The sequence below is a fragment of the Stakelama portus genome (assembly GCF_003171655.1).
Taxonomy (GTDB): domain Bacteria; phylum Pseudomonadota; class Alphaproteobacteria; order Sphingomonadales; family Sphingomonadaceae; genus Sphingomonas; species Sphingomonas portus.
In genome coordinates this window covers 713,748-730,551 of sequence record NZ_QFZL01000001.1, presented here as the reverse complement: position 1 = coordinate 730,551, position 16,804 = coordinate 713,748, and the positions used below count along the sequence as shown (strand labels likewise).

Genomic DNA, 16,804 nt, shown 5'->3' with positions numbered 1-16,804 from the left:
CGGCGCGCGCCAATGGGTCAGGCCGCGACAGTCGCCTTGTCGACTGAGGCCGCATAGATTTCGTCGATCGCGCTGCCCAGCGCGGCGTCGAATTCCTCGTCGCTCATCTGCGCGCGCAGATCCTCGAGCAGCGCGCGGCTGAAGCTTGCGATCATGCCCTTGTTCTTGGCCAGTTCGGCACAGGCTTCGGGACGGCTATAGCCGCCCGACAGCGCCACGACGCGCAGCACGCGCGGATGGTTGACCAGCGGATCGAACGTGCCGGCAACTGCCGGAATCGACAGCTTGAGCATCACCTTGTCGTCGCCCGGCATCGCCGCCAGCGCCTTGGCGATCTCGGCGAGCAGGATCACGTCGGATGCAGCGCGATCGGCGCTCTTGATGTTCACTTCGGGTTCGAGAATCGGCATCAGCCCGGCAGCAAGCACCTGCTGGCCGACTTCGAACTGCTGCTTCACGATCGCTTCGATACCCGCCTGATTGGCGGCGTTGATCACCGATCGTTCCTTGGTGCCGAACACGCCCAGTCCCTTGGCACGCGTGAGCAGCGCGTCGAGCTCGGGCATCGGCTTCATCATCTGAACGCCATTTTCCTCGGCCTCCAGACCCTTGTCGATCTTGATGAAGGGAACGACGCCCTTGTCGCGCAGCGCGGTCGGGGTCGGCTTGCCGTCGACTTCGCCGTCCATCGTCTTTTCGAACAGGATCGCGCCGATCACCTTGTCGCCGGTGAAAGCGGGCGAGGAAATGATGCGGCTGCGCATCTTGTGAATGAGCGCGAACATTTCATCGTCGCCCGAATATTCGCTTTCCTCGATTCCATAGCCGCGCAGCGCCTTGGGCGTCGAACCGCCGCTCTGGTCGAGCGCCGCGATAAAGCCCTTACCCGAAGCGATCTTCGTCGTCATTTCCGCATCTTGCATATGTCTTTTCCCCGCAATGTTGCCGTGGATCGGCAATCTTCACGACCTGTTAGACGCGGAGGTAGGAAGCCGCAACAACCCCGACGATGCCGTGGCACGAACATCGTCGGGGCGCCTCTTTCGAGGTTTTCCGCGTGAGCGGAAGCGTGGAAACGTCAGGCGGCGACAGCCGAAACTGCGGTTACCGTCATTTTTGACTTCGGCGCAACGGACCGCGCAGCGCGCCCGCCGTTTTCGATGACGAACCGCGATGTCAGCGCAGCCAGCGTCTGGACTTCGGTGGCAAGCGTACGCGATGCAGCCGAGGTTTCCTCCACCATCGCCGCATTCTGCTGCGTCGCGCGGTCCATCCCGCCGATCGCAACGTTGATTTCCGAAAGCGCGGCAGATTGCGCCGTATTGTCGACGGCGATTCCGTTGACCAGTTCGAACACCCGGTCGACGCCGTCGGAAATGCCGTTGAGCGCCGAATCGACGTTGCGCACCGCCTCTACCGCGGAACCGATGTCGGTCTGAGTCGACACCAGCTGTTCGCGCGCGCGCTTGGCTTCTTCTTCGGCGCGCATCGCAAGCGCCGAAACCAGATCGGCAACCACTGCAAATCCGCGTCCGGCTTCGCCTGCGCGCCCGGCCTCGACCGCCGCATTCATCGCCAGCACGCGCGTCTGGAACGCGATCTTGTCCAGCCCCTCGATCACACTGTCGATGCCTTCGGCGCCTGCCGCGACCCGCGCCATCGCCTGTACCGCGCCATCGGTGACTTTGCGCCCCTCGCCTGCGGCGCCCTGCGCTGCCGACGTGCTCGCCACCGTGTCGGCAGCGGCGGTAGCGGTGCCGCGCAGCCGTTCGTCCATCTGGCACAGCGCGGCGGAAGTCTGCTCCAGGCTGGCGGCATTGCCTTCGGCGCGCTTGGCAAGGTCTTCCGAAGCTACCGCTACTTCGCTTGAGCTGCCCCGGATCGAGCTGGTGCTGATGACGACGGTTGCGATCGCGTCGCGCAGCGAACCGATGGCGGAATTGAAATTGTCGCGCAGAACCGAATAGCTTTGCGGGAAATCGCCCTGGATCAGCGCCGTCAGATCGCCGTCTGCGACCTTCTCCAGCCGCTCGGAAAGCGTTTCGACCACTTCGCGCTGTTCGGCATCGGCAATCGCTTTCCGCGCTTCGGCCTCTGCCTTGGCAATGGCATTGTCGCGGAACACCAGCACGGCCGTCGCCATCGCGCCGATTTCGTCGCCTCGCCCGATCGCCGGCACGGTAACGTCGTTATTCCCGTCGGCCAGTTCGCGCATCACGCCGGTCATTTCGGTGACCGGATGGCCGATCTGCTTGCGCAGCACCATCCACATCAGGAACGCGACGAGCAACATCGCGATCCCGCCCAGAGCGATCACCATATCCTCGCGCTTGCCGGCGGCCTTGATCTCCTGCAGCGCATGTTCGACCTGGAGATGCTTCTCCTCGCGCAGCTTCTCCGCGCCGGAGATGATCCCTTCGATCAGATGTGCCCCTTGAGAACCTTTGGGCAGTTCACCCAGTTGCGCGCGCGCGATTGCGGGGTCGGCTACTTCGCGGCGCCATTTTGCCGCAGTGGCACGGGTGCTTTCCAGCAAGGCGATGTCCTGCTGCTCGGTCAGCAGCGGGGCCAGCGCTTTTACGTGCTCGTCGAACTCGGCAATCGATTCCTGATAGGCGACCGCCTGCGCCGCATCATTCTTCGCCTCGAACGCGCGATAATGCCCGACCGCGCGAAGCAGGCTGGTCTCGACCTCGGCGGCAAGCGATTGTTCGCGATCGAACACTTCGTTTCGGTCGCTGAGCTTGCTGACGTGATTTGCCGTCACGAAGACAAATCCCATCGCGACGGCGGCGATCAGAAATATTGTGCCGAACGCTGCGGCCAGCTTGCGCGAAATCGGGAGCGAATTGAGCATCGGTCGAGAAGCCTCTTGTTGCGCAAAATGCGCAGGACATCCCACCAATTATAGACGCGCCAAGTAGAGCCGGAGTCCGCTGGGCAAAGAATTTGGTCGCAGGCACTTTTACCGGCGACCTGAGGACTCATTTTCTCGCAAGCGCAGCAACACCCGGGAGTTCCTTGCCTTCCATCCATTCAAGAAAAGCGCCGCCAGCCGTCGATATGAAGGTAAATTCGTCCGAAACCCCGGCCTGATTAAGCGCCGCGACTGTATCGCCGCCACCTGCGACAGAGACCAGCGTTCCTTCCTTGGTCAGCGCAGCCGCCGTCTTTGCCAGCGAAACCGTCGCAATGTCGAACGGCGGCGTTTCGAACGCACCCAGCGGCCCGTTCCACACCAGCGTCTTGCAGGTCTTGAGCGCGTCGGCGAGCGCCTCGGTCGCTGCCGGGCCGATATCGAGGATCATCTCGTCAGCCGCGACTTCATGGACGTTGCAGGTGCGCAGGCTCGGCGGGTTCGCGGCAAATTCCTTCGCCACCACCACATCATAGGGAAGGTGCACGGTGCAGCCGGCGGCATCGGCGGCTTCGAGAATTTCTTCCGCCGTGCCGGTCAGGTCATGTTCGCACAGGCTCTTGCCCACATCCACGCCGCGCGCGGCGAGGAAGGTGTTGGCCATGCCGCCACCGATGATCAGATGATCGACCTTCGCGACAAGATGCTTGAGCACGTCGAGCTTGGTCGAAACCTTGGCGCCGCCGACCACTGCGGCCACCGGATGTTCGGGATTGCCCAGCGCCTTGTCGAGCGCGTCGAGCTCGGCTTCCATCTGGCGACCGGCAAAGGCAGGCAGCTTGTGCGCCAGCCCTTCGGTCGAGGCATGCGCGCGATGCGCCGCCGAAAAGGCATCGTTGACGTACAGGTCGCCAAGCGCGGCCAGCCGCGCCACCGTTTCCGGCGCGTTCTTTTCCTCGCCCGCATCGAAGCGAGTGTTTTCCAATATGCCGATATCGCCGGGCTCCATCGTCGCGATGGCGTCGGCCGCGCCCTGATCGTCGATAAAGCGGACCGGGCGGCCGAGCACTGCCTCAAACGGCCTGGTCACGAGCGCGAGGCTCATTTCGGGCTTACGCTCGCCCTTGGGACGGCCGAAATGCGCGAGCACGATCACCCTGGCGCCCTTGTCGGCGAGTTCGGCGACCGTCGGCATCGCCGCGCGCAAGCGGGTATCGTCAGTCACTGCACCATCGGCCATCGGCACGTTCAGGTCTTCGCGAACAAGCACGCGCTTGCCGCTGATATCGCCCATATCGTCCAGCGTCTTGAAGCTGCGCGTCATTCGATCCCTCGTTCCTGTTGCCGTTGGTGCCGAGCGTCCCGAACCACCGTCCTCGTCTTCTTGCCGTGCGCCGAAAGAAGAACTGCCCTTCGACACGCTCAGGGCAAATGGTGGAAGATCGTCAGCAGCTAAACCTGTTCGATTACGATCGCATCGCCCACGGAAATCGTACCGCCCGAAATCACTTTGGCCAGCGCCCCGCCCCGCCAATCGGGTATCAACGCAAGCCGCAGGCCGTCGACCAGTTCGTCCATCCGGCTGCACGGATCGCATTCCATGGTGATTTCCAGCACGACGTCCGCGCCGATGCGGATGCGGGCGCCGGGAACCTGCGGAAGGTCGAAATCCGCGACCAGCAAGTTGGCGCGGCGATGCCACCAGGCCAGCGAATGGCCGGTTTCGGCCATCGCCGCATCCCAGTCGCCGGCCTCGATCAGCGAGACCTGGCGTTTTGCCTTTTTCCCCGGACGCACTGCGCCGCGGAAATCACCGGCAAGCCCGCCATCGATCGTCACTTCGACGGTGTCGATCGTTTCGATCGGCCCGCGCGGGCGATCGTGGCGGGCGATGCCGGCGATCCTCGCCATCAGCCCAGCTTGGCCATCGCGCCGGCGGTATCGACCATGCGGTTCGAAAAGCCCCATTCATTGTCGTACCAGCTGACAACCCGCACCAGCTTGCCGTCGATGACGGCGGTTTCCAGGCTGTCGACCGTCGAGCTGAACGGCGTGTGGACGATATCGATCGAAACCAGCGGCTCGTCAGTATATTCCAGAACGCCCTTCATGGGGCCTTCGGCGGCTTCCTTGAGCAGCTTGTTGACTTCCTCGACGCTGGTGTCGCGCTTGGGCGTGAAGGTCAGGTCGACAAGGCTGCCGTCCGGCGTCGGCACGCGAACCGCCGAACCGTCGAGCTTGCCCTTGAGTTCGGGAAGCACTTCACCGACCGCGCGGGCAGCGCCCGTCGTCGTCGGGATCATCGACATTGCGGCGGCACGCGCGCGGCGCAGATCCGGATGGATCTGGTCGAGGATCTTCTGATCGTTGGTATAGGCGTGGATCGTGGTCATCAGGCCGCGTTCGATGCCGATCGCGTCGTTCAGAACCTTGGCGACCGGGGCAAGGCAGTTGGTCGTGCACGAAGCGTTCGACACGATCTTGTGCTCGGCGGTCAGCTTGTCATTGTTGACGCCATAGACGACGGTCAGATCGACATCCTTGCCCGGCGCCGAAATCAGCACCTTCTTGGCACCGGCATCGATATGCTTCTGCGCATCGGCGCGCTTGGTGAAGAAACCGGTGCATTCGAGCACCAGTTCGACGCCGTTTTCGGCATGCGGCAGGTTCGCCGGATCGCGCTCGGCGGTCACCTTGATACGCTTGCCGTCGATGACGAGGTCGTTACCGTCCGCGCTGACGTCACCGGGATATTTCCCATGGACGCTGTCGCGCGAAAAGAGCCATGCGTTCGACTTGGCGTCCGCCAGATCGTTGATCGTCACCAGCTCCAGCCCGCAATCGGGGCGTTCGAGGATCGCGCGGGCCACCAGACGGCCAATACGTCCGAACCCGTTGATCGCTACCTTCGTCATTGTCTCACTTCTCCCGGAGTCGTTGCAGGATCTGCGGCACGATGGCCTCCGCAGTCAGGCCGAAATGTTCGAACAATTGGGGCGCCGGACCCGACGCGCCGAAGCTGTCGATGCCGAACCGCATGCCGTCGCGCCCGGTATAGCGTTCCCAGCCCATCGTCGTGCCCGCTTCGATCGAAACGAGCAGCGCGTCGTCGGGCAGGATATCCGCGCGATAGCTGTCGGGCTGCGCATCGAACCGCTCCCAGCAGGGCATCGAAACCACATCGGCACCAAGGCCCTCGGCTTCAAGCTGTTCGCGCACCGCAACGGCGATTTCGACTTCCGAACCGGTCGCGATCAGCACCACCTTGCGCGCGGCATCGGCGGCGGTCAGGCGATAGCCGCCCCGTGCCGCTTCCATCCCGCCGCCGGTGCGCAGCTGCGGCAGATTCTGACGGGTGAGCGCAAGCAGGCTCGGCCCGTCGCGATTTTCCAGGCTCGCCTGCCATGCTTCGGCGGTTTCGATCGTGTCGCACGGACGCCAAACCTCAAGGTTCGGCATCAGACGCAGGCTCATGACATGCTCGACCGGCTGGTGCGTCGGCCCGTCCTCGCCAAGGCCAATCGAATCATGCGTCATCACATAGACGACACGTGTGCGCTGCAGCGCCGACAGGCGGATCGCCGGACGGCAATAATCGGAGAAGACCAGGAAGGTACCGCCATAGGGGATCACCCCGCCATGCAGCGCCATGCCGTTCATCGCCGCGGCCATGCCGAATTCGCGAATGCCGTAATAGACATAGCGACCGCTATAATCTTCCGCAGTCAGCGGGCCGGTCGATTTGGTCTTGGTGTTGTTCGATCCGGTCAGGTCCGCCGAACCGCCGATCGTTTCGGGGAGCAGATCGTTGATCGCGCCCAGCGCCATTTCGCTCGCCTTGCGCGTCGCGACTTTCTTGGGATCGGCGAGCAGCCCGGCGACATACTCGTCGAGGCTGAAACCGTCGGGCAGATCGCCTGCCATGCGACGTTCGAACTCGGCCTTGTCGGCATGACCGTCGAGCCGCTGCTGCCATGCGCCACGCGGCTGACCGCCGCGCTTGCCCGCCGCCAGCCAGGTCTCGCGCACATCGTCGGGGATGACGAACGGCGGATAGCTCCAGCCCAGCGCTTCGCGCGCGCCGGCGATCTCGTCGGCGCCCAGCGGCGAACCATGGACACCCGACGTGCCCGATTTGGTCGGGGCGCCCTTGCCAATGATCGTCTTGCAGCGCACCAGCGAGGGGCGGTCATCGGCCAGCGCCGCATCGATCGCCGCCTTGATGCTCGCCGCATCATGGCCGTCGCATTCGACGACATGCCAGCCGGTCGCGGTATAGCGCGCAGGGATATCCTCGCTCGACGACAGGCTCACCTTGCCGTCGATGGTGATGTCATTATCGTCCCACAACACGATCAGCCGCCCGAGCTTCAGATGCCCGGCAAGCCCGATCGCTTCATGGTTGATGCCTTCCATCAGGCATCCGTCGCCGGCGATCACCCAGGTGCGGTGGTCGACGATGCTGTCGTCATAAACGGCGTTCAGATGGCGCTCGGCCATCGCCATGCCGACCGCCATCGCCAGCCCCTGGCCCAGCGGACCGGTGGTGCATTCGACGCCGGGCAGTTCGAAATTTTCCGGATGGCCTGCGCACGGGCTGCCGACCTGGCGGAAATTCCGGATGTCCTCCAGCGTCGGGCGCGCATAGCCGCTCAGATACAGCGCGGCATAGAGCAGCATCGACCCATGGCCTGCCGACAGGACGAAACGGTCGCGGTCGGCCCAGTGCGGATCGGCGGCGTCATATTTCAGATAGTCGTGAAACAACACGGTCGCGACATCGGCCATGCCCATCGGCATGCCGGGATGACCCGAATTGGCCGCCTCGACGGCATCCATGGCAAGCGCGCGAATGGCGTTTGCGCAGTCTTTGAACGACGCGGTCATTGCTCTCCCTTGATGCAGCGGGGACAAAGCCCGCAGCCCAGCCGCGACTTTTGCGGCGAATCGAGTCGCGCACGCCTTTGCGACCCCGCCGCCCGCACGTCAACCAGAGCGCGGGCCCGATCGGCGGCGCGGACGGTTTTTCCGGATAGGCGAAAGCACTTGAATCCGCCGATCGCAATGTCCGTCGCGTGCCCCGGATATAGTCCCCGTCCGGCTCATTGCATCGCCGCCCGGAACCGGACTGTCCTGCCGTAACGGCCGCCATGCCACAGGGCGAATGCAGCACCCGGGGCCCGATCGCGTTGCAGTGATCGACCTCGATCAATTCTGCCGAACATTGCCACACGCGCCGCCGATGGCAGCGCGGCCAAATCGCGGGCAGCTCAATGCGTTACCCCGTCTTATCCTTCGTCCGCCCCGCATCGGCGCCCGCCCGATACCAGGGGGTTGTCGCGCCGTAATCGCATGCTAGTGGCATGCACATGGCGGACACACCCCCCAATGACGCCACCGCGCGGATCGACCGCGCCCTGGAACGGATTGAAGCAGCGGCGGCAGCACGGGCTTTCGCGTCGGAGCGGCTTGCCCGGCGCCATGCCGTGTTGCGTGGCCGGATCGAGGAAGCGGTGGCGGCGCTCGACAATCTTATCGCACGCGAGGAGCGTCAGGACTGATGGCCGAAGTTTCGCTTTCCCTTGCCGGCCGCAGCTATTCGGTCGCCTGTCGCGATGGCGAGGAACCGCATCTGCGGCGCCTCGAATCGCTGATGGCGGGCCATGCCGAAACGGCGCAGCGCGCTTCGGGAGGGCTCAGCAGCGAACGCACCCTGCTCTATCTGTCGCTGATTCTCGCCGATCTTCTCGACGAGGCGCAGCGCAATCCGCCCTCGGGCGTATCGCCCATCCTGCTCGAAAATCTCGCCGACCGCCTCGAAGCCGTCGCAGCAGCACTTGAGGAAGACCCCGCCACGTCTTAAGTTAGGGACGGCGGGTACTGCCCGGTACGAGCTTTAGCGATTATCCCTGAGGCGATAGATACATCCAAGGGAGCTGTCCCTGCCCGGGCTCTGGCCCGACGTACACGGCGCCCACCTGACGTTACAGGCGTCAGAGGATATTCAGGCAAACGGCCAGGGTGGTCCCGCCACATGAAGACGATTTCCGAAGAAAAACAGGCGATGCGCGCGCAAATGCGCGGTTTGCGTCGCGGCTTTGCGATCGCCGCGAGCGATCAGCCGATCGCGCTTCCCGCCATGCTGCAGCAGCGCATATCGCCGGGCACCGTGGTCGCCAGCTATCTGCCGATGCGATTCGAGGCCGATCCGGGGCCGATGGCCGAACGCGCGCGCGAACTGGGCGCGCGAATCGCCCTGCCCTATATTCAGACTCCCGCAGTTCCGATGCGGTTCCTCGCCTGGCAACCGGGCGATGAAACCGAAGTCAATCAACATGCGATTCGCCAGCCGCGCGCCGATGCGGAGGAACTGGCTCCCGACATCATCCTGACACCGCTGATGGCGTTCGACGATGCGCTGCACCGGCTGGGACAGGGGCGCGGCTATTATGACCGCGCCTTCGCCCATTTCGGGCAGGCACTGCGCATCGGCGTCGCCTGGTCGATTCAGGAAGTAGCCGCCGTTCCCGTCGACAGCTGGGACGAACCCCTCGACGCCGTCGTCACCGAACGCGGCCTGTTCAGCAAGGCGCCGTTATGACCGAACCCGAATGGCAACCCACCTGGCGCAAACCGGCGGGGATGCTCGCCATATGCGGGCTGATCCTGGTGTGGGTCGTGCTGGTCGCCAGCTTGTCCGAATGGCTGGCGACGCTGCCGTTCCTGCTTCAGCTGCTATTCTACATCGTCACCGGCATCATCTGGATCGCGCCATTGAAGCCGCTGCTGCGCTGGATGGAAACCGGGCGCTGGCGCGCCTGATTTCCGGTCCGCGCCTCAGGGAAAGGTGATCCCGTAATAGGCATAGATGGTCTCGCCGAACATACGGTCATAGACCGGTTCGCTCTCGCCTTCGGGATCATAGCTGGGAGCGCCTTCAAGCTGCTCTTTCGTCACATCGACGACATAGCCTTGCTGATCGGTGTCATAGGTCAGCGCACGCCAGGGCAGCGGATAATGGCGGTGCCCCAGCCCGAACAGCCCGCCAAACGCCATCACGGCATATTCGACCTGTCCCGAGCGTTTATCGACCATGAAGCGCTCGACGCTCCCCAGTCGCTCGCCGCTGCGGTTGTAAACGGCGGTACCTTCCACCTTGTCCGACGCAATCAGCCGGTTCGTTTCATGGGCGTCGACATCCATCCTGTCTCTCCTGTTACGCAAACGCCGCATACATTGCGGCCGTGCAGGAAAAACGCATGGCGGGCCCATCGCGTTGCGTTCGATGATTCGAATTTTCCGGGGAACCGCAGCGCCATTTCCGATGCAGGAAATGGCGCGAGTGACGGGGCTCGAACCCGCGACCTCCGGCGTGACAGGCCGGCGCTCTAACCAACTGAGCTACACCCGCGTTCTTGCGAGAGCGCGGCTGTTAGGGGAGGCGTTGGGGGCTGTCAACCCGAATGCTCATCCCCTGCACCACGTTGTTTGCGACGCCCGCTATTATCATGGACCAGCGTGCCGTGTTCGAACAGGAATCCGGCGATATCCGGCGTTCCGGCAGCTTCCATCACCGTCTGGATGATAATCAGCAGCGGCACCGCCAGCAGCGCGCCCGGCGTACCCCATACCCAGCTCCAGAAGCTCAGCGACACGAGAATCATCAGCGGACTGATCGTCAGGCGGTGCCCGACGACCAGCGGCGTGATCAGATTCGCCTCGACCAGATGCGCACCGATCATGATCAGCCCCGGCAGCATCGCCAGCCACAGGTCGGGAAAGGTCATCAGCCCGCCCAGACCGAGCAGGATCGCCGCCAGCACCGGCCCGAAATAGGGGATATAGTTGAGCAGAGTCGCGATGCCGCCCCACATCAGCGGCGTCGGCATGCCGAGCAGCCACAGGCATCCCGCGACGAACATGCCGAGCAACAAATTGATCAGCGTGATCGTGCCCAGATAGGCCGATGTATCGTCGACCACATCCTGAATGACGCGCGCCGTCGCCATCGCGCCGCCAAAGCTCGACCGGCTGGTGATCGCCTTCTTGCGCAACCGCGTCCATCCGGACAGGAAGAAATAAATGACCAGCACGGCAAAGAAGAGCTGGATCAGCACATTGGGCGCCGAACTCGTCACCAGATCGACCAGCGATTGCGGCGGCGGCCCCGAAACCGCGACCGGTTCCTGAATCGGCCCGGAAACGAAATTGCGCAGCGTGTCGTCGATGAATTGCTGCAGGCTGGAATAGAAATCGATCAGCGGACGCAGATTCGACTGAATCAGATCCACCCGGTCGGGCAGCATCCGCAGCCATTGCCATGCCGGCACGACGATCAGCGCCAGCGCCGCATTCACGGCGACGATGAACAACAGCACACAGATCAGCGACGCGAGCGGTGCGGGCACGCGATGCCGCTCCAGCCATTCGAGCAACGGGACCAGCGCGACGGCGATCACCAGCGCGGCGGTCAGCGGCAGGAAAAACTCCGATCCCGCCTGCAATGCAAAGGGCAGCGCAAGCACCAGCGCGACACCGCCCATCAGCGTCAGCCCGGCAAGCAATCGGTCGCGGCGCAGTTCGATCGCGCTTTCGTCCGGATATTGCACCGGCGCCGAAGGCGGCGCCGTCGCCGCGTTCGTCGTTTCGCCGTCCTGCGCGCTGAACTCGCCTTCCACTGCCCCTCTTCCCGCGCTCGCCGCCGATATCGGTCATCGAACCCACGATGACATAGTATGGAAGCTCTGCTCTAGCGTGGTTTGCAGCGCTTGTAATCCCGGCTAGGCAGAGGAAATGGGAGAGATGCTGCTCGTCATCGACGAAGGGACGACTTCGACGCGCGCCATGCTGTTCAGCCCGGACGGACGCGTCCGCGCCAGCCATGCGATCGCGCTGACGCAACATTATCCCGCCCATGGTCTGGTCGAACATGACGCCAACGAAATCTGGAGCCATTCGCTCGATTGCGCGCTCGCCGTGGTCGGCAAGGCGGGCGGACCGGAATCCATCGCCGCGATCGGCATCACCAATCAGCGTGAAACCATCGTCTTCTGGGATCGCACCACCGGCGAACCGCTCGCCCCCGCGATCGTATGGCAGGATCGGCGCAGCGCCGCGATCTGCCGCCGGCTGAAGGAGCGCGGCGAGGAACCGGGGGTACAGGCGCGCACCGGACTCCTGCTCGACCCCTATTTTTCGGGCACCAAGATCGCCTGGGCGATGGAACACTGGCCCCAGCTAAAGGGTGCGGGCGATCGTCTCGCCATCGGTACGGTCGAAAGCTGGCTGGTCTGGAAACTCACCGGCGGGCTCCATGTCACCGATGCGACCAATGCCTCGCGCACGCTGCTGATGGCGCTTGGCTCGGGAAGCTGGGACGATGGCCTGCTCGATCTGTTCGGCGTACCGCGCACTGCCCTGCCCCGCATTGTCGACAGCGCCGGGCAATTCGGCACCACAAAGCTGCTGGGGGGCGAGATTCCGATTTGCGGGCTTGCCGGTGACCAGCAGGCGGCGACGATCGGCCAGGGCTGTTTTCAGCGCGGCGAGGCCAAGGGGACCTATGGCACCGGTGCCTTCGTCCTCGCCAATGCCGGCGCCACCCCGCCTTCGTCGCGGAACCGGCTGCTCGCCACCGTGCTGTGGCAACTCGACGGTCGCCGCGCCTATGCGCTCGAAGGTGCGGTGTTCGTCGCCGGCAGCCTGATCCAGTGGCTGCGCGACTCGCTCGGCCTGATCGGATCGGCGGACGAAACCGAAAAGCTCGCCCGGTCGGTCAGCGACAATGGCGGCGTCTATTGCGTCCCTGCGCTAGCCGGGCTCGGCGCGCCATGGTGGGAGCCGGAGGCGCGCGCCGCCATTTCCGGCCTCAGCTTCGCCACCGGCAAGCGGCATATCGTCCGCGCCGCGCTCGAATCGCAGGCGCTACAGACGCACGACCTCAAAACCGCCTTTGCCGCCGACGGCGCCGACTGGACGCGGCTGCGCATCGATGGCGGGATGGTGTGCAACGACTGGATCGCGCAGGACATGGCCGACATGCTCGGCATCCCGGTCGATCGCCCGGTAATGCCCGAAACCACCGCGCTCGGCGCAGCGATGCTCGCGGCGCGCGGCTGCGGCATCTTCACCTCGCTCAAGAACGCCGACGCGATGCGCAGCGCAGTCGAAACCTTCGAACCCAAACTCGACGAAGATGCGCGTCAGGCCCGGCTCGCGGGGTGGCAGGCAACGGTGAAGAACGTCATTGCGCATAGGGAGCGCTAGGGCATTTTCAGGAAAAGTGGATACCGGCGTCCCTGCCGCCCGGCCCTCACGGCCCGAAATAACGCCCCATCCCCAATACCGGCTCCACGGCGTATCCAAGGCTTTCGTAGAAAGCGACGACCGACGCATTGCGCTCGCGCACCTGCAGATTGATCTTGTCGCAGCCAAGGTCGCGCAACGCCCGCTCGGCATGGCGCACCATCGCCTTGCCGATCCCCGCGCGGCGATGATCCGGATCGACCGCAACCGAATAGAGCCATCCGCGATGCCCGTCATAACCGGCCATCACCGTCCCGATCACGGCCGAACCCAGCGTCGCCACAAAAAACAGCTCGCCCTGAAACGCCAGCTTGCGGGGAATGGATTGCGGCGCCGAATTGCGCCGCGGATCATCGGGAAAGACGCGGCGCCACAATCGATCGACTCCGTCGAAATCGGAATCGCGATACATCCGAATTATCGGCCGGATTATCGGCCCGGACAGCGAGTCGGCGTCGGTCATCAACCTCCCGTGCCGCCGCCTCCAATGCTTCGCAAGCGGCGATCAGGCCGCTTCCTCTTCGAACATCCCGCGCAGATCCGTTTTCAATATCTTCCCATTGGCGTTGCGCGGCAGCACTTCGTCGGTGAATTTGATCGCCACCGGCACCTTGAACGCAGCCAGATGCTGCCCCACCCATTGCTGCAGATCCTCGACGCTCGCCGATGTGCCGGGCTGAAGATGCACCACCGCGACCGGCTCCTCGCCCAGCGTCCGGTGCGGAATGCCGATCAGCGCGCAATCGGTCACGGCGGGGTGGGCATAGAGGACATCCTCGACTTCGCTCGAATAGATATTCTCGCCGCCGCGAATGACGATGTCCTTGGCGCGATCGACGATATAGCAAAAGCCTTCCTCGTCGAGCTTCGCCAGATCGCCGGTCCGCACCCATCCGTTCACAAAGGTTTCGGCACTCGCTTCGGGCTTGTTCCAATAGCATTTCACGATCATCGGCCCGCTGGCCCACAGCTCACCCACTTCGCCGACGGGCAATTCGCTGGTCCCGTCGCGCGCCATGATCTTGAGCTCCGCGACAGGCACCGCCGGTCCGCAACTGGTCGGTCGGTTGAGATAATCCTCGCCGCTATGCTGCGTCACGGTGGCCATGGTTTCGGTCATGCCCCAGCCATTGCCGGGCAGCGCGCCGAATTCCTCATAGATGCGCTTGACCAGTTCGGGCGCCGACGGCGCGCCGCCATAGGAAATCGTGTCGAGCGACGAGAGGTCATATTTGTCGCGATCGGGATGTTCGAGCAGCTGCCAGGCGATCGTCGGCACGCCGCCGGTGAACTGCACCTTTTCCCGCTCGATGATCTGCATCGCTTCGACCGGGTCCCATTTGCGCATGAAGATGACCGTCGAGCCCGACACGATAGCCGACATCAGCGCCGCGCTGCATGCCGTCACATGGAACAGCGGAATGACCAGCAGCGACACTTTGGGTTCCGGCTCGCCCGGCGTTTCGCCCCGTCGCAGCATCGCGCGTGCCTGCACATAGCCGGAAGTGACGATATTCGAACAAATATTGCGATTGGTGCCCAGCGCGCCCTTGGACATGCCGGTGGTGCCGCTGGTGTAGAAAATGGTGGCGTCGTCCTCCGGCCCCACTGCGACATCGGGGAGCGGCATGTCGTCCAGCCCCGCCCAGTCGTGCGGCGTGCCGATCAGCACTTCCAGACGGCTGAATCTGGGCCCTTCGATCGGACCGCGCGCCCGCGCGACGATCACGCGTTCCAGCTCGGGCAGATTATCATAATGCGACAGCAGCCGCTCGTGGCGCTGCCCGTCCAGGATCGCCACCTTCGTCCCCGAATCGCGCAGGCCATATTCCAGCTCTTCGCCAACCCACCATGCGTTGAGCGGAACCACGATCGCGCCAATGCTCGCCGCAGCAAAGAATGCGACTGGCCATTCGGGCAGGTTGCGCATCGCGACCGCCACCCGGTCGCCCTTGCGCACGCCCATTTCCCACAGCCGGTTGGCAAGCTGAGTCGTCGCGCGCCAATTGGCTTCATAGGTGACGCGCTCGTCCTGATAGACCGTGAAGACGCGATCGCCATGGGCGCGTACTGCCTGCGCCAGAAACCGCAGCGACGGTGGCGCGTTCTTCCACACGCGGGTTGGAATGCCGCGAATATTCACGGTTTCCATCTCGAACTTCGCATTGGGGGCGGTTAGCAACGCCTCTGTCTGGGCGAGCGTCATGCGCGGCCAGGAGGGGTCGAGCGGCACTAGCGCTTGGGTGGTCAAAAATCCTCTCCGCACTTTGGAGTGTTGAATATCGGGTTTGGCGTTATCCGCTCTTTGCAGGCAATGTTACTGTTGATTTGACGCACTCTCAAGGCAATAGAAACCGCGAACCGGCAAAGCGCCGATTTGCTTTGTTACTTTTTCGAATAAGGGGTATGGACCTGAACATGCAATTGGCAGCGCCCGAGTCTCATGGGTTCAGCAGCGCGCGGCTGGCCCGCATCGACACCTATCTGAAGGAACGCTATCTCGACACCGGGCGGCTTCCGCATGCCCAGCTGCTGGTCGCGCGGCACGGCGAAATCGTCCATTTCTCGCATCAGGGCGCGGCGCGCGAAGGCGGCGCCCCGATCGATCAGGACTCGCTGTTCCGCATCGCTTCGATGACCAAGCCGATCACGTCGATCGCATTCATGATGCTGGTCGAAGAGGGCAAGGTGGCGCTCGACACGCCGGTCGCCAAAGTCATTCCCGAACTCGCGAGTGTCGGCGTCTATGCCGGTGGCGGCGCTGGCGTACCGTTCGCGACCACGCGCCCTGCGCGGCCGATGCAGATGGTGGATCTGCTGCGCCACACATCGGGCCTGACTTACAGCTTCCAGAATCGCTCGAACGTCGACGCGGCCTATCGCGAAGGCAAGATCGAAAACTGGTGGGGCAATCTCGATCTCGACGGGTTTATCGCCGCGCTCGGCAAAATCCCGCTGGAATTCTCGCCGGGTGAGGCGTGGAATTATTCGGTGTCGACCGATGTGCTCGGCGCCGTGGTGCAACGCGTGGCGGACATGCCGCTCGCCGAATTCTTCGCCACGCGCATCTTTGCGCCGCTCGGAATGGACGACAGCTTCTTTCAGGTACCGGCCGACAAGCTGGATCGCCTGGTCGATTGCTACACGATGCAGCCGGGCAAGGGCCGCGTGATGTTCGATCGCGGCGCGGATTCGCACTGGAGCCAGCCGCCCACGCTGGTTTCCGGCGGCGGCGGGCTGGTCTCCTCGTCGCTCGACTATCATCGTTTCTGCTGCATGTGCCTCAATGGCGGGGAACTTGACGGCGCGCGGATCGTCGGTCGCAAGACGATCGATCTGATGACTGCGAACCATCTGCCCGGCGGTTCGGACCTGACGGCGATGTCGCAATCGCTGTTCAGCGAGGCGACCAATGCCGGGACTGGCTTTGGCCTCGGCTTCGCAGTGACGGTCGATCCGGCGCGCTCGCTGATTCCGGGAAGCGCAGGCGAATATTATTGGGGCGGCATGTTCGCGACGGCGTTCTTCATCGATCCGGTCGAAGACATGCACATGGTGTTCATGACCCAGGTTTCGCCCTCGACCGCCTTCCCGATCCGGCGCGAACTCAAAACGCTCATCTACTCGGCGCTGACCTGAAAT

At 63.7% G+C, this 16,804-nt stretch carries 16 protein-coding genes and 1 tRNA gene; 6 read left to right on the top strand and 11 right to left on the bottom strand.

Annotated elements, in window-relative coordinates; genetic code table 11:
- Window positions 1–17: 17 nt before the first annotated feature.
- From DKB74_RS03335 to tkt, 6 genes are all read right to left on the bottom strand, one after another.
- Window positions 18–923: a fructose bisphosphate aldolase gene (locus DKB74_RS03335; protein ID WP_109806653.1), complete on the bottom strand. Its 906-nt coding sequence runs from the start codon at window positions 921–923 to the stop codon at window positions 18–20.
- Window positions 924–1,078: 155 nt separating this feature from the next.
- A complete protein-coding gene (locus tag DKB74_RS03330) occupies window positions 1,079–2,857 on the bottom strand; it encodes a methyl-accepting chemotaxis protein (protein WP_109806652.1) in 1,779 nt (592 codons plus the stop codon).
- A 127-nt stretch (window positions 2,858–2,984) separates the two neighbouring features.
- On the bottom strand, window positions 2,985–4,181 hold the full coding sequence (locus tag DKB74_RS03325) for a phosphoglycerate kinase (protein WP_109806651.1): 1,197 nt from the start codon (window positions 4,179–4,181) through the stop codon (window positions 2,985–2,987).
- 128 nt (window positions 4,182–4,309) lie between these two features.
- Window positions 4,310–4,768, bottom strand: a complete 459-nt coding sequence (locus DKB74_RS03320) for an MOSC domain-containing protein (RefSeq protein ID WP_109806650.1) — start codon at window positions 4,766–4,768, stop codon at window positions 4,310–4,312.
- Window positions 4,768–5,772 (bottom strand): type I glyceraldehyde-3-phosphate dehydrogenase, encoded by a 1,005-nt coding sequence (gap, locus tag DKB74_RS03315; RefSeq protein ID WP_109806649.1) that lies wholly within the window; start codon window positions 5,770–5,772, stop codon window positions 4,768–4,770. Before gap ends, DKB74_RS03320 begins: the two co-directional genes overlap by 1 nt.
- Window positions 5,773–5,776: 4 nt before the next feature.
- Window positions 5,777–7,744, bottom strand: coding sequence for a transketolase (tkt, locus tag DKB74_RS03310; RefSeq protein ID WP_109806648.1), 1,968 nt, complete (start codon window positions 7,742–7,744; stop codon window positions 5,777–5,779).
- Window positions 7,745–8,226: 482 nt separating this feature from the next.
- Between tkt and DKB74_RS03305 the strand changes: the two genes are divergently transcribed.
- From DKB74_RS03305 to DKB74_RS03290, 4 genes are all read left to right on the top strand, one after another.
- Entirely contained in the window at window positions 8,227–8,418 is a 192-nt protein-coding gene (locus tag DKB74_RS03305; protein ID WP_109806647.1) for a hypothetical protein, read from the top strand.
- Window positions 8,418–8,720, top strand: a complete 303-nt coding sequence (locus DKB74_RS03300; protein WP_109806646.1) for a cell division protein ZapA — start codon at window positions 8,418–8,420, stop codon at window positions 8,718–8,720. The genes DKB74_RS03305 and DKB74_RS03300 overlap by 1 nt, the downstream gene beginning before the upstream one ends.
- 171 nt (window positions 8,721–8,891) lie before the next feature.
- Complete coding sequence (locus tag DKB74_RS03295) at window positions 8,892–9,458, top strand: 5-formyltetrahydrofolate cyclo-ligase (RefSeq protein ID WP_109806645.1); 567 nt, start codon at window positions 8,892–8,894, stop codon at window positions 9,456–9,458.
- A complete protein-coding gene (locus DKB74_RS03290; RefSeq protein WP_109806644.1) occupies window positions 9,455–9,679 on the top strand; it encodes a DUF2842 domain-containing protein in 225 nt (74 codons plus the stop codon). Before DKB74_RS03295 ends, DKB74_RS03290 begins: the two co-directional genes overlap by 4 nt.
- 15 nt (window positions 9,680–9,694) lie before the next feature.
- Here the strand turns inward: DKB74_RS03290 and DKB74_RS03285 are convergent, their stop codons facing one another.
- The 3 genes from DKB74_RS03285 to DKB74_RS03275 all read right to left on the bottom strand — a co-directional run bounded on the left by DKB74_RS03285 (window position 9,695) and on the right by DKB74_RS03275 (window position 11,466).
- The gene (locus DKB74_RS03285) at window positions 9,695–10,060 is read right to left on the bottom strand and encodes a PRC-barrel domain-containing protein (RefSeq protein ID WP_161956785.1); all 366 of its coding nucleotides are present in this window, start codon (window positions 10,058–10,060) and stop codon (window positions 9,695–9,697) included.
- 131 nt (window positions 10,061–10,191) lie between these two features.
- Window positions 10,192–10,268: transfer RNA gene (locus DKB74_RS03280), tRNA-Asp, on the bottom strand.
- Window positions 10,269–10,311: 43 nt separating this feature from the next.
- A complete protein-coding gene (locus DKB74_RS03275; RefSeq protein ID WP_239987395.1) occupies window positions 10,312–11,466 on the bottom strand; it encodes an AI-2E family transporter in 1,155 nt (384 codons plus the stop codon).
- Window positions 11,467–11,650: 184 nt separating this feature from the next.
- Here DKB74_RS03275 and DKB74_RS03270 point away from each other — a divergent pair, with 184 nt between their 5' ends.
- Window positions 11,651–13,123, top strand: coding sequence for an FGGY family carbohydrate kinase (locus DKB74_RS03270; RefSeq protein ID WP_109806642.1), 1,473 nt, complete (start codon window positions 11,651–11,653; stop codon window positions 13,121–13,123).
- A gap of 46 nt (window positions 13,124–13,169) precedes the next feature.
- Here the strand turns inward: DKB74_RS03270 and DKB74_RS03265 are convergent, their stop codons facing one another.
- Entirely contained in the window at window positions 13,170–13,625 is a 456-nt protein-coding gene (locus DKB74_RS03265; protein ID WP_205007832.1) for a GNAT family acetyltransferase, read from the bottom strand.
- A gap of 42 nt (window positions 13,626–13,667) precedes the next feature.
- On the bottom strand, window positions 13,668–15,368 hold the full coding sequence (locus tag DKB74_RS03260) for a class I adenylate-forming enzyme family protein (protein ID WP_109807093.1): 1,701 nt from the start codon (window positions 15,366–15,368) through the stop codon (window positions 13,668–13,670).
- Window positions 15,369–15,580: 212 nt separating this feature from the next.
- Between DKB74_RS03260 and DKB74_RS03255 the strand changes: the two genes are divergently transcribed.
- Window positions 15,581–16,801, top strand: a complete 1,221-nt coding sequence (locus tag DKB74_RS03255; RefSeq protein WP_239987352.1) for a serine hydrolase domain-containing protein — start codon at window positions 15,581–15,583, stop codon at window positions 16,799–16,801.
- Window positions 16,802–16,804 lie beyond the last annotated feature (3 nt).

What these genes read in the sequence shown, in the direction of transcription:
- DKB74_RS03335 (WP_109806653.1), bottom strand. Translation starts at nt 923, where the DNA reads ATGCAAGATGCGGAAATGACGACGAAGATCGCTTCGGGTAAGGGCTTT.
- DKB74_RS03330 (WP_109806652.1), bottom strand. Translation starts at nt 2,857, where the DNA reads ATGCTCAATTCGCTCCCGATTTCGCGCAAGCTGGCCGCAGCGTTCGGC.
- DKB74_RS03325 (WP_109806651.1), bottom strand. Translation starts at nt 4,181, where the DNA reads ATGACGCGCAGCTTCAAGACGCTGGACGATATGGGCGATATCAGCGGC.
- DKB74_RS03320 (WP_109806650.1), bottom strand. Translation starts at nt 4,768, where the DNA reads ATGGCGAGGATCGCCGGCATCGCCCGCCACGATCGCCCGCGCGGGCCG.
- gap (WP_109806649.1), bottom strand. Translation starts at nt 5,772, where the DNA reads ATGACGAAGGTAGCGATCAACGGGTTCGGACGTATTGGCCGTCTGGTG.
- tkt (WP_109806648.1), bottom strand. Translation starts at nt 7,744, where the DNA reads ATGACCGCGTCGTTCAAAGACTGCGCAAACGCCATTCGCGCGCTTGCC.
- DKB74_RS03305 (WP_109806647.1), top strand. Translation starts at nt 8,227, where the DNA reads ATGGCGGACACACCCCCCAATGACGCCACCGCGCGGATCGACCGCGCC.
- DKB74_RS03300 (WP_109806646.1), top strand. Translation starts at nt 8,418, where the DNA reads ATGGCCGAAGTTTCGCTTTCCCTTGCCGGCCGCAGCTATTCGGTCGCC.
- DKB74_RS03295 (WP_109806645.1), top strand. Translation starts at nt 8,892, where the DNA reads ATGAAGACGATTTCCGAAGAAAAACAGGCGATGCGCGCGCAAATGCGC.
- DKB74_RS03290 (WP_109806644.1), top strand. Translation starts at nt 9,455, where the DNA reads ATGACCGAACCCGAATGGCAACCCACCTGGCGCAAACCGGCGGGGATG.
- DKB74_RS03285 (WP_161956785.1), bottom strand. Translation starts at nt 10,060, where the DNA reads ATGGATGTCGACGCCCATGAAACGAACCGGCTGATTGCGTCGGACAAG.
- DKB74_RS03270 (WP_109806642.1), top strand. Translation starts at nt 11,651, where the DNA reads ATGGGAGAGATGCTGCTCGTCATCGACGAAGGGACGACTTCGACGCGC.
- DKB74_RS03265 (WP_205007832.1), bottom strand. Translation starts at nt 13,625, where the DNA reads ATGACCGACGCCGACTCGCTGTCCGGGCCGATAATCCGGCCGATAATT.
- DKB74_RS03260 (WP_109807093.1), bottom strand. Translation starts at nt 15,368, where the DNA reads ATGACGCTCGCCCAGACAGAGGCGTTGCTAACCGCCCCCAATGCGAAG.
- DKB74_RS03255 (WP_239987352.1), top strand. Translation starts at nt 15,581, where the DNA reads ATGCAATTGGCAGCGCCCGAGTCTCATGGGTTCAGCAGCGCGCGGCTG.